Origin of the sequence: Petrimonas sp. (assembly GCF_963921705.1) — a bacterium.
Taxonomy (GTDB): Bacteria; Bacteroidota; Bacteroidia; order Bacteroidales; family Dysgonomonadaceae; genus Petrimonas; species Petrimonas sulfuriphila.
The window spans coordinates 3,292,984-3,305,600 of the sequence record NZ_OY997410.1 but is presented as its reverse complement, the minus strand read 5'-3'; the positions used below and the strand labels follow the sequence as shown (position 1 = coordinate 3,305,600).

The window sequence follows — 12,617 nt, the reverse complement described above, 5'->3', positions numbered from 1 at the left end:
ATTGTTTTTAGTTAATACATTGAATATTTCTTGGTTGTGTTGACGAAAACGCATAATCGGTGAGCGTTGCAGCGCTTGCCGATTCTTGTTTTCCAGGTGGTCTGTAATTCGTTTATCTCATAGGCTCACGTGTTTTAGTACGTTTTATCTTATATAAATTGTTCCTGTTTCTTCGTTTCTTTCGTAAGTGAACCGGATGCTTCTTTGCAGCACCCGCAATGCATAATCAACACCGTCGGATTGACGGAATTTTCCAGTGTATGTGTGTTGCGGTAACTTTTTCGAATCGATTTGAATTTTTATATCGAAATATTTTTCGAGGGATAACAGAATCTCTTCTAACTGTTTATTATTAAATGCGATCAGGCCGTTTCTCCAGAGGTATTCGTCGGTATCTTCTATTTTTGACACAACTAATAATCCATTGTTGCTCAGAACTGCTTTTTCGTTTGGTTTTAAAGCCGCGAGTTTAACCTCATTTTTGTAAATCTCCACACCTCCTTCAAAAAGACTCGTTTCGAAAGAATTGAATCGCGAGTATGCTTCAACATTAAACGATGTGCCGGTAACACGTACATCCCCCTGGCCGGTTTTTACTATAAACGGTTTTTTTTCGTTTTTGCTAACATCGAAATAGGCTTCACCGTTCAGGTATACCGTTCGGTTTTTCTTTGAAAATGAGGACGGATAGCGAAATTCGGTATTCGAATTGAGCCATACGTTAGAATTATCGGCAAGGATGAGGTTGATACGTTGGCCGGGCGGTACAAATAGGGTGTTGTACGGTCCGGTTGAATCTTTCCCGATGAGCAAGTATAATCCGCTAACGATGAGCAGCAGGGCTATAGCCGCTGCAGCTCCTGTTGCCCATGGCGACAGCAAAACCTTCCTTTTTTGTTTTAATGAGGTCCCTCGTGTGGTTAATAAGATTGCATCATAGACTTTTCGTTCTTGAAAGAATACACGATGATTGGCTTCAGAAGCATCAAGCCATTGCTTTATCTGTTTTTCTTCATTAACCGAAGCATTCCCCTCGAAGAAACGGTATAAAAGTTCTTTGTTCACGCGTTAGTTTCTTTATCCTGTATATGTATAACAGTTCAGGAGTGAATTACCCTAACGGAAAATGTATTTTTTATTGAAAATAAAATAAAAAAAGCAACAAGTGAATGAAGTCTTTTAACGAAAAGCGAAGTTGGGCCAAGGCTTTTGACATATGAAATTCTATAGCTTTAGTGCTCAAATCCATTTGGTTGGCAATGTCTTTGTAGGATAAGCCCTGATATCGGTTTAAAATAAATACTTGGCGTGTTTTCTGGGGTAATTTGTTAAGGGTGGATTCTACAATTTTCTGTATTTCGTCTGAAAAAATGAAATCCGGATCGCAGGCCTGTAAGGTATTTATTCGTGTAGATAATAGCCATTCAGCGTGGTCGTTTATTTCTTTCTCGGCACGTTGACGCACCTGGAGGTGTTGTAAATAATTGATGCATTTATTTTTAATTATAGACAAAATGTAAGCATGAGGCTTTGTGTCCGGTAAAAGGTCTTCCTTGTTCTCCCAGTACGTTGTAAAAGCTTCCGATACAAAATCTTCTGCAACCTGTTTCTCTTTTACATATCCCCATGCGAAACGAATAAAACGATCATAATATTCGTTAAACAAATTATTGAAATGTTGTACGGAAGAGAAAGAATTCATCAGTCCTGAATTTATAAAGCAAAAATAGGCACAAAAAACTGTCTATTGAAATTATTTGATAAAAATATTGTTTAGGATCAGGCCAACAAATTCAAAGACAAGTCACTTTTCCGGTGTTTTTTCATCGGGATATTCTTGCCGGAATCCTTTCCAATAGCCTTTTATCGTTGATTTCACTTCCCTGTGTAACACCAGCAGGCCGAAAAGATTGGGAATGGCCATAAACGCTACCGTGAGTAGCGACACGTTCCAGATGATAGTAGTATCGGTAAACGACGCAAAAAAGAAGGCGATCACGAAAACTATGCGGTAAATCAGTACATAATTGGCTCCGAAAAGATAAGTTACAGCCCTGTCTCCGTAATACGACCAGGCAATGGACGTGGAAAAGGCAAACAAAAGCAAGCCGATAGAAACGATGTATTTTCCAAAATCGCCGAAGAAGCTCTTGCTGAACGCGGCTGTTGTAAGCGGGGCACTGTGGATAAGTGAGTTCCCACGGAACGTTACATTATAGGGGGTGGTTGTCACTTTTCCATTTACAACATCGATCCGGCCCGTGAAAGGTTGCCCTGATTCCAGGACCACCACCTCACTGGCCAATGAACGAGCATGGATGATGGATACATTTTCCTGCAACTGACCGTCTTTAATGTCCAGCTTTCCGCTAAAAAGGGGAAGTCTGGCTGTCTGGTTGAGGTGATTCTCCAGACGCGAGACATCGGACGGTTTATTTTCACTGTAATGCGCTGTCAAGACTTCAATATCCGTTTTCTGAAACTGGTTGGGCAGTTTCTCTTTCCACACCCCAGATGACAACAATACCAGTCCCGTCAAGAAACATATAATGATCGTGTCGATAAAGGGTTCCAGAATAGCCACCATCCCTTCTGAAACGGGTTCATGCGCTTTGGCAGCAGCGTGGGCAATGGGTGCCGAGCCTTGTCCGGATTCGTTGGAAAACAACCCCCTGTTTACTCCCTGGTTGAAAGCAAAAGCAAATCCCGCACCTAAGAATCCTCCCGTAGCAGCTGTTCCCGTGAACAGGTCAAGAAAGATAGAGGCGAAGGAGGGGATTATATTCTGGTAATTAAACAAGATAACAGCTAATGCTCCCACAAAGTAAAAGATGGCCATAAACGGAACCAACCGTTCGGTAACCTTGGCAATCCGTTTGATCCCACCAATAATGATCAGGGCAAGGAAAAAAGCCATGATGGCTCCCGTAATGACGTGCTTGATGCCAAAAGTTGCGAAAACGGAGTTGGATATGCTGTTTATCTGCGGTAAACTTCCCGATCCAAAGGATGAAAGAATGGTGGCTACGGCAAAAAAACCGCCCATCCAATAACCGGTTTTTATCCGGTATCTGTTTTTTATGGAAATGTTAAGCCGTTTTTTCATGTAATACATCGGGCCTCCGGCTACCATGCCTTTTTCGTCGAAATCACGGTACTTATGAGATAGCGTTACCTCCACGAATTTCGTACACATCCCAAGAAAAGCCGTAAGCAGCATCCAGAAGATGGCGGCGGGCCCTCCCAAGTGAACGGCGAGAGCTACTCCTGCAATGTTTCCCGTTCCCACGGTTCCGGATAATGCTGTCGCCAGTGCCTGAAAATGGGAGGTGTCTCCTTTGTCTGTTGATTTATCGTACTTGCCTTTTACTATTTTAATGGCATGGCGGAAATACCTGATCTGGGGAAACCGGAGGTAAACAGTAAAAAAGGTACCCGTTCCCAACAGGAGAAAAATAAACCAGTAGTTTCCTCCGATGTAGTTATGCAGGGTAATCAAGAAGTCGTTTATTTGTTGCATATGATAAGGTGGTTTTTAATAGCCATCTTTCGCGAGTATAATGTTACCCTGCTAACCGTCTTTCACGGCAACCGGTTTAGTGAGTGACGCCAAATGTTTCGCAAATATACATATTTCATTAAAAGACCGGCCAAAAGACTTAAGAAAATATAAAGAAATTTTGGATCATTATAAACCAAAGTTTTTATCTTTGCAAGAGTAATCGTACTTGTATTTTTACTTGCTTGCAAAATGAAGACCTTTGTTAAAATCCTGATGTTGATTGCACTTGCAAGTGTAATATATTGCTGTTCTTCGCTTTATCGTCTTCCTGTTTCTACGGAAATTCCCGTTAATAACCAGTCGTATCAGGTTGATTATTTGTTCGAGCACGATGGCTGTAAGGTTTATAGGTTTTACGACAGGGGGCAGTACGTGTATTTTACCAATTGCCAGGGAGAGGTGACAAGCATAAAAAACGATTCCACAGCTGTCAGAGTGACTAATTCGGTAAGGATTACATACGATGATTATGACAAAACACGAAAAAATTAACAAAACATAATGGAGAAACAACAACCGGAAAGACTGAAATCATTGGATGCCCTTCGCGGGTTTGATATGTTCTGGATCATGGGTGCGGAGGAGATTTTTGTTTTGCTTGGATCGCTGACCGGCCTCCCTGCATTACAATGGTGGGCCAACCAAATGACACATGTGGAATGGCACGGATTTCATGCATACGATATGATTTTCCCGTTGTTTCTGTTTATTGCCGGGGTTTCTTTTCCGTTTTCGGCTAAGAAACGCTTGAGTATCGATGGGGGACGGAAGTCGCTTTACAGGCATGTCTTTAAAAGGGGATTGCTTTTGGTCTTGATCGGGGTTATTTACAACAACGGATTGAATTTTGATGTGGCAAATATGCGCTACGCGAGCGTGCTTGGCCGGATCGGGTTAGCCTGGATGTTTGCCGCACTGCTGTTTATGAACACTAAAAATGCGAGAATCCGGTTGCTGTGGCTTAGCGGGATCCTGATTTCCTATTGGTTGTTGTTTGTGTTTTTTAAAGCGCCCGACCTGGGGGATCCCGATCATTACTCCATGAGAGGAAATATTTCCAGTTATATCGACCGGATTTTATTGCCGGGTAGGTTTTGTTGTTATGAAATAGGAGACAACGAAGGGCTGTTGCCGACCGTTGCAGCTATTGGTGCGGCGCTTCTGGGTATGCTTACCGGAGAGTTCTTGATGACTAAGCTGAAACCAACAAAGAAAGTATTATACCTTGCAACAGCAGCTGTTCTATTGATGATTGTAGGACAGGTATGGAACCTCGTTTTCCCTATTAACAAGAACCTGTGGTCAAGTTCATTCGTTTGCTGGGTAGGCGGATTGAGTATGCTGCTGCTCGCAATTTTCTACCTGGTTATCGATGTGTGGAAATTTCAGAAATGGGCGTTTTTCTTTGTAGTTATAGGGATGAACCCCATAACCATCTATCTGGCAAACCGGATAATAGGATGGGACAGTGCAAATAGATTTTTCTTTGGCGGGCTTGCCGGGCTGTTGCCCGAAGCATGGGCCCCGTTTATCATGGCTATCGGTTACGTGACTATCGGTTGGGTATTCTTATACATACTTTATAAAAAGAAAGTTTTTTTGAAGGTTTAACAGGATCGATCTCTTATGAAACAACTAAAATCGTTGTTGGCAACAGGAGCCCTTTCTTTGGGAGGAATTGTTTTTGCTCAACCAAAACCCAACGTAGTTTTTATTATTACCGACGACCTCGGTTACGGTGATTTAAGCTGTTTCGGGCAGGAGAAATTCCTGACACCGAACATTGACCGGCTGGCGCTTAACGGAACTCGGTTTACGCGGAGCTATTCCGGTACAACCGTAAGTGCTCCCTCGCGTGCCAGCCTGATGACCGGATTGCATACCGGTCATGCGTCTATCCGTGGAAACAAAGAGATGGATCCGGAGGGTCAATTCCCGTTACCGGAAAATACTTATACGCTTTTTCATCTGTTTAAAAATGCCGGCTACAAAACCGGCGCTTTTGGAAAATGGGGACTGGGATATCCCGGATCAACCGGTGATCCAATCCATCAGGGAGTGGATGAGTTTTTCGGTTATAACTGTCAGCGATTGGCCCACAACTACTATCCCGGCCATCTGTGGCGCAATCAAAAAAGAATAGAGTTGCCCGAAAACGATAACGGACGATCCGGAGCTTATGCGCAAGACCTCATACAAAAAGAAATACTGAGTTTTATCAGTAACAATAAAGGCAACCCGTTCTTTCTTTATGCTCCCATAGTGCTTCCACATGCGGAACTGATCGTTCCCGAAGACTCCATTATTCAACAGTTTCGTGGAAAATTTCCGGAAACACCTTATAGGGGGATAGATGATGGTCCTTCGTTCCGGAAAGGTGGATATGCTTCACAGGAACATCCCCGTGCTACTCACGCGGCTATGGTAAAGCGAATTGATGTGTATGTGGGGCAGATTATTGAAAGACTCAAAGCCGAAGGTATTTACGAAAATACATTGATCGTTTTTACGAGTGATAACGGCCCGCATCGCGAAGGTGGGGGAGATCCCGATTTTTTCAATAGCAACGGCATCTACCGCGGATACAAACGCGATTTGTACGAAGGAGGAATCCGTGTGCCGACTGTTGTTTCGTGGAAAGGCCATGTGGCGGCCGGAGAAGAAAACAGCTTTGCCTTCGCTTTTTGGGATTACATGCCCACTTTTGCCGAACTGTTGGGTGTGGAATACCCAAAACCTACTGATGGGGTGAGTGTTCTTCCTACGTTTCTGAATAGAGACGGACAGAAAAGCCGCGATTTCTTCTATTTCGAGTTTCTGGAAATGGATGGAAAGCAGGCCGTCATTCAGAGTGATTGGAAATTGATTCATCAAAGCATCCGAAAGAACCCGACGTTTGAACTTTATAACCTGGCTTCCGATCCGTCGGAAAATCACAATATCATTTCACTGTATCCTGAAAAAGCAGAAGAATTGAGAAAAATCATGCAGTGTGCAAGAACCGATGATCGGGCCTGGAAATTATATAATGACTAGCTTATCACCAGGACAGCAGAAGTGGATTTGGACAATTACAGCATAAATTTATGTGTAGATTCATATGATTGGTTTGTCAATTTATCAAACGTCAATTATAAAAAAAGAGACTGATCAATTTTTAATTGGCAGTAAGACAGCTAGATATGATGTTTTGATAGCTTGGAAGCTCCTCCCTGATTTTTTATTGCAGCTTTTTTTATGAAAAAAACTTTTTGAAAATAATTGCCATATATATAGGCGGTTACATGCAAGCTGTGCTTCTGTAGTTATAATTTAACATTGAGGCTAATCCGAAAATACAAAAAAATGTTCATTCAGTCCTAACATTTCTGTCCGGTACCGTAGTATTTTTACCGTCGCAAAATGCTGCACGCATTGTATGTTTAACATCGGCATTTTACTTCATCGCTTTCTTTCGAAAAAGAAGTAGCGTTAAGGTTATATATCGCTCGTTTTTGTTACGAAGAAAATTTAATGTTTAATTATTTTACAAATCCTTTAAAATTTTATCGTTATGCGAAAAAAACTGCACAACAATTCACAAATCATACCGAAAGATGGGTTTCTGTCTGTAGAAGGTGTGTCGGGAACATATACCTCGCCCGATATTGAGGTTATCGACATTGAAACAGAACAAAGTTTTCTGCAATCCGGAAGCGGTGGTAATGGTGGTGATATGCCCGGCGATATACTTTAAATTTAGCTGAAAAACTATTAAATTATGAAATTCAGAATTTTTTTCTTCGCAGCTATTGCTCTTATCACGGCTAGCTGCAACAACGAAACAATTGAGCCCGGGACGGTGGTGAAGGATAAACCGAAAAACCAGGTGTTGAACATTACAGCGTCATTTGAAGAGCCGGCTGAAACACGCGCTTACCTGGAAGAAACCGGGACTACAGTAATTAAGGCCATTGGGTTCAGGTGGGAAACGACGGATGAAATTCAGTTTTGCTTTGAACAAGGGGGGACTGCGGACAAAAATACCGCTAATGTTACTGCTGTAAGCGCTGATGGAAAAACAGCGCAATTTACGGTTACAGTTCCCGCGGGAATCGATGTCGGCAACCCATACACCCTATACGCTTACAGAAGCAGTAGAAAAAGTGAAATAACTACCGGGAGTGTATTGGATCCGATTACTCCCACTGTCGCTGTCTTGCCGGCGGCTCAGTTTAATTATCAGGCAACCTTAGCTGATCAGGCAACTGTCTTTTCCATATGGAGCAAAAAAGTCATTGATCCGGCTATGACAACGATTTCACTTTCTTTCAAGCACCTGGGGTCGATGATGACGCTAAACCTGAAAAATGTGGGCAGTGCAACCATTAGCGATCTGCATTCAATTGTCCTCCAGACCAATCCAAGTCAGAACTGGATAATCAACCGATTAAATGGAAACGGTGGGGCACTGTTTGATATGGCGGCAGAAACTTATGTGGGAGGGAGTGAACAGTTTTCAACAACCTTGACTTTTTTTACTCCTTCAGCCACACTTGCTCCGGATGAAGTGGGAACCTACTACCTCTGGTTTGTTCCGAAAACGGACATCGCTGCATTCGACTTAATGCTGGCTTCGTTAAAAAGTCCAGGGACTCAGTCAGACATAACCGGCCTTACAAATGTCAACAAGAGCATCACCAGAAGTCTTCAGACAGGGAAAAATTATTTGTTGTTTGCTACAATAGAAAATGATGAGTCCACCACTCCTCCCCGTCCGTACCTGTTGAAATTCACCGACTCGACCTTTATCGCTCCTTAATGGAAGTGTGATCAGAAAGTGTTTACCCAAGAGGCATATGCGTCCATATAATTTTTGAGGAAATCGCGCGTATCTTCACTCAGAAGATTTCCGTTTTCATCAAAAAGAGTATGGGCGCTTCCGATATACGCCTCGGGTTGCTGCATCATGGGAACATTCAGAAAAACCATCGATTGACGTACAATATGATTAGCGCCAAATCCACCGATAGCACTCATTGATACGCTAACAACCGCTCCCGGTTTCCCTCCCCAAACGCTTTGTCCATAAGGTCTGGAGGCTACGTCGAAAGCATTTTTCAGCGCGCTTGGAACCGATCGGTTATATTCGGGTGTTACAAATAAAAAGCCGTCGGCAGCTTTTATTTTACGGCGAAAATCGACATATTCTGTTGGCGGATTTTGATCTATATCCTCATTGTAATGAGGTAATTGCCCTATTTCTACAATTTCTAATTCCAAGGAATCGGGAGCCAGCTGTATAAGCTGATTAGCTACTTTTCTGTTAAACGATTCTTTTCTTAAGCTGCCTATTAAAACAGCGATCTTCTTCTTGTTCATAATAAATAAAATTTGATTTTTAAAGTGTTATTTTTATAAAGAGCCTGGATGTCTTTTGTTTACACATTCTCCGACTTTAACAAGGATAGGACCTAAAAAGTTTTTACCAGTCTGGGATTAGAAAATAATTTAACTAAATCTAACCGGAAAAGCATAGATTTAAAAAATATTAATGCAGGTTTAATAGGCTATATCTATTTAATTGCCAATTCATCAAATGCCTTTTGCTGAAATTCGGCACGTATGTTACTTGCGTCTGAATTGAAATTCGGACGTTGTATCATCATTATATAGGCTATATCCCTAACGGGATCTATCCATGCTTGTGTCCCCCAGGCGCCGCCGTGTCCGAATGAGCCGGGCGATAACATGGCTGCTACTCCCGGATGAGGAATTCTAAGAATGCAGGTGCCAACTCCCCATCCGTAATTTGCTCCAAGGTTTCCGTATTGAGCCTCCTGAAGAAAACCACAGTCAAGTTCACCCGTTTTTACTGAAGTGAGGTAAGTCATGGCATTTTCGCTGAGGTAGCGTTTCCCCTTGTAAATACCCTTTCCCAAAAGCAACTGTGCGAAGTGCGCATAGTCGAGAGCAGTGGAAAACAGTCCACCATTACCCAGTGGTGCACTATCGGGTTTGCCAAAGATCTCAGCTACTTCAGCTTTTTCAAACCGTCCGTTGTTCCTGTTTTTAATATAGCCTGCAGCACGTTGAGTACTGCTCTGCCAGACAGGATAGAAAGTGGTACTACTCATTTCAAGCGGATCAAAAATACGTTGCTGGAGAAATTGGTCAAAACGTAGTCCACTGACCACTTCCACAATTCTTGCTCCGGTATTGATCCCCGATTGGCAATAGTTCCATCTGCTGCCCGGTTCAAATTGAGTAGGGCCGCTGACATAAGAAGGGATCAGGTCTGCAAGCTCTTTTGCCCTCATGGCCGTTTGAGCATCCGCTTCCCGTAAACCCGAAGTGTGGTTCATTATCTGTGTGATGGTGAGATTGGCATCCTTTCCAGAGGGTGCTTTTAAGTCCATGAATTCGGGAATGTATTTCGAAACCGGATCGTCGACAGAAAGTTTTCCTTCATCCTGAAGCATCAGTAAGGCAACAGCTGTGACGGGTTTTGTCATGGAGGCAATCCAGAAAATGTGGTCGGGTTGCATGGGCGACCTTGTCTCATAATCTGCAACACCAACACTCCCGAGATGCAGGATGTTATCCTTCGAAACCACCGCGGTAACTGCTCCGGGTATAAAACCCGAATCTACAAATGCCTGCATAACGTCATCGATGGCTTTGACATTTGGAATGCTGTCGCTGCTTTTGTTGGAATGTGAACCGCAGGCAAAAAACAACATGCTGATAATTAAAAAATAGAATGTTTTCATGACAATGTGTATGGTGTGGTTATCTTATTTTTTCAAAAAAAACTTTCATCAGCTTTGCACATTCTTCGGCTAAAACCCCTGAGGTAACTGTTGTCTTAGGATGTAAAACGCTAGGCGCTGACTTGGAAAAACCCCGTTTTTCGTCGCTTGCGCCGTAAACAACCCGTGAGAGTTGTGCCCAGCCCAACGCGCCGGCACACATGGGACAAGGTTCAACAGTGACAAAAAGCGTGCAGTCGGTTAGGTATTTTCCGCCAAGCACGTTGGCGGCTGCGGTTATCGCCTGCATTTCGGCGTGTGCGGTAACATCGTTGAGGGTCTCCACCAGGTTGTGTGCCCGGGCGATAATCCGGTGGTTGGCAACTACAACTGCACCCACTGGAACCTCGTTCTTATCGTAAGCTCTCTGCGCCTCAATCAGCGCCTGCCGCATAAAGTAAGTGTCGTCCAGCATATCTTATCTCCTCATTTCATTTTCTTCAAAAAGGGTGGGATAATCCATGTCCATATTTTTGAGAATATGATTCAGTATGGTTTCCCTGAACCACCGGGAGCGATTGGTGATTTTGTATTTCTTCAAATAGAAATTGATAACATCGTATTCTTCGTCGCTAAGCATAAACTCTGCTTTTTTCGACCTTGGAGTGGGACGTCCTTTTAATTTGTACTTTTTTGTCGTTCTCATTTCTTGTTGAAGAAATTATTCTGAAAAATTGCGTAAATCCTTTTCAGGCACAAAAAAACAAAATATTTTAACATGAAAGAAAAGAATATTGCATAAATTTGTATTTTAATCAAAAAATGGCACAACACAATGAGTTAGGCAAAAGAGGCGAAGAGGAGGCCGTGAGATACCTGAAATCGAAAGATTATAAAATTGTTTGTCGGAACTGGAGATTTTACGGCTACGAGATTGATATTGTTGCGGAGAACGAAGAATTTATTGTCTTTGTCGAGGTGAAAACCAGAACGTCTGTTCAATGGGGGAATCCGGTGGGTTTTGTGAATAAGCTCCGAATGCGTAGAATGTTGGATGCTGCCGATCATTATCTGATTGAAATGGATATCGACAAGCCTGCCCGGTTCGATATTATCGGTCTGGTCTGGAATGGAAGAGGATTTGACCTGGAGCATATCGATGATGCTTTTTTGCCCTTCCTGTGAGCATTGGTTATTTGCCTTACGCGATTATCAATCAGGAATATATGAATATAGAAGAGCTTTATGATTACTGTCTTTCCATTCCGGGTGCGGAAGTAACAACGCCGTTTGACGATGTTACATTGGTGATGAAAGTGTGTGACAAGATGTTTGCCCTTATCCCGTTGGATGCTGACAGATTGTCTGTCGCGCTCAAATGTGAACCGGAAAAAGCGGTGCGGTTGCGTGAAGAATACAGATGTGTGGAGCCTGCTTTTCATATGAACAAAACGTATTGGAACACAATTTATATAACTGGAGAAATGCCGGATGAGGAATTAAAAATATGGATCAGGCACTCGGTGGAAGAAGTCATTAAGAAATTACCCAAAATAAAGCAGAAAGAGTACTATGGATCAGTTGAGTGAAGACAGAAAAATTGTGCGGTTGGAGGAAACGGAATCGACAAATTCCTGCCTGAAAGAGTTATTAAGAACAGAACACTTGGAAGAAGGTTCTGTTGTGGTGGCTGATTTTCAAACGGCAGGCCGTGGACAGATGGGCAACAGCTGGTATTCGACAAAAGGAGATAATTTGCTTTTCAGTCTGTTAATTTATCCGATAGAGATTCCTGCTAACGAGCAGTTTATTATCTCCCGGATAATTTCACTGGCCATAAAAAATACCCTGGATCAGTTTACGGATGATATCCGGATCAAATGGCCCAACGATATTTACTGGAAAGACCGGAAAATTGCCGGTATTCTCATAGAAAACAGTTTGCAGGGGAAAATAATTGAAAACTCCATCATTGGAATCGGGTTGAACCTCAACCAGCAGGTGTTTCCGCCGGAATTGCCCAATCCGGTATCGTTGAGGCAAATCACTGCAACCGAACAGGATAAAGACTACATCCTGGATCTTTTGATGAAAGAGTTTTTTCTGTTATACAGGGGGTTGCAGCGCGGAGAAAAACAAGTTATTGAAGATGAATACATGCTTGATTTGTACCGGGTAAACGGTTATTACTGGTTTGAAGATGCAAACGGCAAGTTTCAGGCAAAAATCGATAACGTGCTTCCGTCCGGTCATCTTGTATTGAAGACGCTTGAGACCAATGAGGAGCGAATGTATGCGTTTAAGGAAATAGCTTTTATATAGAA

At 42.7% G+C, this 12,617-nt stretch carries 15 protein-coding genes; 8 read left to right on the top strand and 7 right to left on the bottom strand.

Annotated elements, in window-relative coordinates:
* Window positions 1-144 precede the first annotated feature (144 nt).
* The 3 genes from AACM02_RS13975 to AACM02_RS13965 all read right to left on the bottom strand — a co-directional run bounded on the left by AACM02_RS13975 (window position 145) and on the right by AACM02_RS13965 (window position 3,520).
* Window positions 145-1,065, bottom strand: a complete 921-nt coding sequence (locus AACM02_RS13975) for a FecR family protein (protein ID WP_339117304.1) — start codon at window positions 1,063-1,065, stop codon at window positions 145-147.
* 70 nt (window positions 1,066-1,135) lie between these two features.
* Complete coding sequence (locus tag AACM02_RS13970) at window positions 1,136-1,702, bottom strand: RNA polymerase sigma-70 factor (RefSeq protein ID WP_339117303.1); 567 nt, start codon at window positions 1,700-1,702, stop codon at window positions 1,136-1,138.
* A gap of 102 nt (window positions 1,703-1,804) precedes the next feature.
* Window positions 1,805-3,520 carry a sodium:alanine symporter family protein gene (locus AACM02_RS13965; protein WP_339117302.1) on the bottom strand — a complete coding sequence of 572 codons (1,716 nt, stop codon included), beginning with the start codon at window positions 3,518-3,520 and terminating at the stop codon, window positions 1,805-1,807.
* A 255-nt stretch (window positions 3,521-3,775) separates the two neighbouring features.
* On the opposite strand from AACM02_RS13965, the gene AACM02_RS13960 reads away from it, so the two are divergent.
* The 5 genes from AACM02_RS13960 (at window position 3,776) to AACM02_RS13940 (ending at window position 8,363) form a co-directional block, all read left to right on the top strand.
* Window positions 3,776-4,054 (top strand): DUF4884 domain-containing protein, encoded by a 279-nt coding sequence (locus AACM02_RS13960; RefSeq protein ID WP_339117464.1) that lies wholly within the window; start codon window positions 3,776-3,778, stop codon window positions 4,052-4,054.
* A gap of 9 nt (window positions 4,055-4,063) precedes the next feature.
* Window positions 4,064-5,173 (top strand): DUF5009 domain-containing protein, encoded by a 1,110-nt coding sequence (locus AACM02_RS13955; RefSeq protein WP_339117301.1) that lies wholly within the window; start codon window positions 4,064-4,066, stop codon window positions 5,171-5,173.
* A 15-nt stretch (window positions 5,174-5,188) separates the two neighbouring features.
* Entirely contained in the window at window positions 5,189-6,598 is a 1,410-nt protein-coding gene (locus AACM02_RS13950) for an arylsulfatase (protein ID WP_339117300.1), read from the top strand.
* A gap of 517 nt (window positions 6,599-7,115) precedes the next feature.
* Window positions 7,116-7,298: a hypothetical protein gene (locus AACM02_RS13945; RefSeq protein ID WP_339117299.1), complete on the top strand. Its 183-nt coding sequence runs from the start codon at window positions 7,116-7,118 to the stop codon at window positions 7,296-7,298.
* A 24-nt stretch (window positions 7,299-7,322) separates the two neighbouring features.
* Window positions 7,323-8,363, top strand: coding sequence for a fimbrillin family protein (locus AACM02_RS13940; RefSeq protein ID WP_339117298.1), 1,041 nt, complete (start codon window positions 7,323-7,325; stop codon window positions 8,361-8,363).
* Window positions 8,364-8,374: 11 nt separating this feature from the next.
* Here the strand turns inward: AACM02_RS13940 and AACM02_RS13935 are convergent, their stop codons facing one another.
* From AACM02_RS13935 to AACM02_RS13920, 4 genes are all read right to left on the bottom strand, one after another.
* The gene (locus AACM02_RS13935; protein ID WP_286856044.1) at window positions 8,375-8,923 is read right to left on the bottom strand and encodes an NADPH-dependent FMN reductase; all 549 of its coding nucleotides are present in this window, start codon (window positions 8,921-8,923) and stop codon (window positions 8,375-8,377) included.
* A 194-nt stretch (window positions 8,924-9,117) separates the two neighbouring features.
* The gene (locus AACM02_RS13930; RefSeq protein ID WP_339117297.1) at window positions 9,118-10,314 is read right to left on the bottom strand and encodes a serine hydrolase; all 1,197 of its coding nucleotides are present in this window, start codon (window positions 10,312-10,314) and stop codon (window positions 9,118-9,120) included.
* Window positions 10,315-10,333: 19 nt separating this feature from the next.
* Window positions 10,334-10,768 carry a deaminase gene (locus AACM02_RS13925; RefSeq protein WP_214063251.1) on the bottom strand — a complete coding sequence of 145 codons (435 nt, stop codon included), beginning with the start codon at window positions 10,766-10,768 and terminating at the stop codon, window positions 10,334-10,336.
* A gap of 3 nt (window positions 10,769-10,771) precedes the next feature.
* Window positions 10,772-10,999: a hypothetical protein gene (locus AACM02_RS13920; RefSeq protein WP_214063272.1), complete on the bottom strand. Its 228-nt coding sequence runs from the start codon at window positions 10,997-10,999 to the stop codon at window positions 10,772-10,774.
* Window positions 11,000-11,115: 116 nt separating this feature from the next.
* Between AACM02_RS13920 and AACM02_RS13915 the strand changes: the two genes are divergently transcribed.
* From AACM02_RS13915 to AACM02_RS13905, 3 genes are read left to right on the top strand one after another with little or no spacing between them, the layout of a single operon-like run.
* The gene (locus tag AACM02_RS13915; protein WP_214063252.1) at window positions 11,116-11,478 is read left to right on the top strand and encodes a YraN family protein; all 363 of its coding nucleotides are present in this window, start codon (window positions 11,116-11,118) and stop codon (window positions 11,476-11,478) included.
* A 41-nt stretch (window positions 11,479-11,519) separates the two neighbouring features.
* Complete coding sequence (locus AACM02_RS13910) at window positions 11,520-11,882, top strand: MmcQ/YjbR family DNA-binding protein (protein WP_214063253.1); 363 nt, start codon at window positions 11,520-11,522, stop codon at window positions 11,880-11,882.
* Entirely contained in the window at window positions 11,866-12,615 is a 750-nt protein-coding gene (locus AACM02_RS13905) for a biotin--[acetyl-CoA-carboxylase] ligase (RefSeq protein ID WP_214063254.1), read from the top strand. The genes AACM02_RS13910 and AACM02_RS13905 overlap by 17 nt, the downstream gene beginning before the upstream one ends.
* The last annotated feature ends 2 nt before the right edge of the window (window positions 12,616-12,617 follow it).

Coding starts and splice junctions, on each gene's coding strand:
- AACM02_RS13970 (WP_339117303.1), bottom strand. CDS start 1,702: ATGAATTCTTTCTCTTCCGTACAACATTTCAATAATTTGTTTAACGAA.
- AACM02_RS13965 (WP_339117302.1), bottom strand. CDS start 3,520: ATGCAACAAATAAACGACTTCTTGATTACCCTGCATAACTACATCGGA.
- AACM02_RS13960 (WP_339117464.1), top strand. CDS start 3,776: ATGTTGATTGCACTTGCAAGTGTAATATATTGCTGTTCTTCGCTTTAT.
- AACM02_RS13955 (WP_339117301.1), top strand. CDS start 4,064: ATGGAGAAACAACAACCGGAAAGACTGAAATCATTGGATGCCCTTCGC.
- AACM02_RS13950 (WP_339117300.1), top strand. CDS start 5,189: ATGAAACAACTAAAATCGTTGTTGGCAACAGGAGCCCTTTCTTTGGGA.
- AACM02_RS13945 (WP_339117299.1), top strand. CDS start 7,116: ATGCGAAAAAAACTGCACAACAATTCACAAATCATACCGAAAGATGGG.
- AACM02_RS13940 (WP_339117298.1), top strand. CDS start 7,323: ATGAAATTCAGAATTTTTTTCTTCGCAGCTATTGCTCTTATCACGGCT.
- AACM02_RS13935 (WP_286856044.1), bottom strand. CDS start 8,923: ATGAACAAGAAGAAGATCGCTGTTTTAATAGGCAGCTTAAGAAAAGAA.
- AACM02_RS13930 (WP_339117297.1), bottom strand. CDS start 10,314: ATGAAAACATTCTATTTTTTAATTATCAGCATGTTGTTTTTTGCCTGC.
- AACM02_RS13925 (WP_214063251.1), bottom strand. CDS start 10,768: ATGCTGGACGACACTTACTTTATGCGGCAGGCGCTGATTGAGGCGCAG.
- AACM02_RS13920 (WP_214063272.1), bottom strand. CDS start 10,999: ATGAGAACGACAAAAAAGTACAAATTAAAAGGACGTCCCACTCCAAGG.
- AACM02_RS13915 (WP_214063252.1), top strand. CDS start 11,116: ATGGCACAACACAATGAGTTAGGCAAAAGAGGCGAAGAGGAGGCCGTG.
- AACM02_RS13910 (WP_214063253.1), top strand. CDS start 11,520: ATGAATATAGAAGAGCTTTATGATTACTGTCTTTCCATTCCGGGTGCG.
- AACM02_RS13905 (WP_214063254.1), top strand. CDS start 11,866: ATGGATCAGTTGAGTGAAGACAGAAAAATTGTGCGGTTGGAGGAAACG.